The sequence below is a fragment of the Bartonella capreoli genome, assembly GCF_902813205.1.
In the GTDB taxonomy this organism is placed as follows: Bacteria; Pseudomonadota; Alphaproteobacteria; order Rhizobiales; family Rhizobiaceae; genus Bartonella; species Bartonella schoenbuchensis.
Genome location: NZ_CADDZX010000053.1, coordinates 1 through 1,093 on the forward strand (window position 1 = coordinate 1; position 1,093 = coordinate 1,093).

The window sequence follows — 1,093 nt, forward strand, 5'->3', positions numbered from 1 at the left end:
TTCTTTAGGTAGGCCTGCCACATCATCTATAGGAATGTGGGAGAAGCCTGGAGCAGACTTTACTGAGATAGGAAAAGCACTGTTAGAATGTGGCATGCCAACTCCTTATGATGTCGATCCAGAAAATCAAAAGGCAAGTATTAATACAAAAGCAACAATTTATGCTTGCATGCTTCAAGATGGTTTCCGTTATAAAGATAAAGAGGTATTGAATATGGGGGGATGGTGTTATACTTTTAGAGAGGAAAACCTTCCCATTTGTCAGCCTGGCGCTGTTATCCCGAGGCGCAGTGTCAAGAAGCGTTTAAATAGCCCGTTTTGTAAACAGAATCCAAAAGAATATGAGTGCTATCCTTAAGTGTTTCTGCGTTTGAAGAGCAACAATCCCCCTTCCTTGCTTTTGCTTGGAAAGGTGGTTTTTTTGCTCATTTCACCATCAGCAATGGCAGCATCATTTTGACAGATGAAGCAGGGCAAAAGACCTTGACAGGGCAAAATGGGGAACAAACAATCGCCTCCCTTAACCGTGACACCGCTATAGCTCATGAAGCTGTAGAATCGCTTGATGGTGGCAGGCTGGAACAAATCGTCCATGAGAACCGTGAAATGGCAACGCAATTGCTTGAAGAAGGGTTTAAATACAGTGATGATTCCTATAAAACCATGTTTATCAAAGAGCACTCCATCGCCGTGGTGGATCGTGATGAAAAGGGAAATATTATCTATCTCAAAGATGAAAATGGGCAGTATATAAAAAACAGTCGTGGACAAAATATACCTCAGTCGCATTATTTAACGGCTGAGGAGAAGAAGCAGCTACAAGCCGGTTCTGATGGTAAGGTTCATGTTTCTTTTAATGGCATTTTCACGCCACCAACTGAGGGGGGTGTTTATGCAGTGCAACATGCAGACAATCGAAATGAACCGCTTTATTTTATTGTCTTCCCACAAGGAGACACGGTTGTGTCAGAACTGATGGTAGCAGGCTATCAGAAGTTTCTGGAAAATGACTTCTTTGGCTTAACCAATTCAACACAGGAGGTACAGGATCTGCTAAAGAACTATGGGAATACAGGGCTGGAACTTTACGCTC

General features: G+C 42.6%; 1 protein-coding gene and 1 pseudogene. Both read left to right on the forward strand.

The genetic code is table 11. The features are described from left to right. Nucleotides 1–358: hypothetical protein (locus tag J7R05_RS07200; RefSeq protein WP_208541761.1), on the forward strand; the 358-nt coding region annotated here is incomplete at its 5' end. Continuing rightward, nucleotides 346–1,093 (forward strand): annotated as a pseudogene (locus J7R05_RS07205) (hypothetical protein); the annotation flags it as partial. The gene J7R05_RS07200 and the pseudogene J7R05_RS07205, both read left to right, overlap by 13 nt.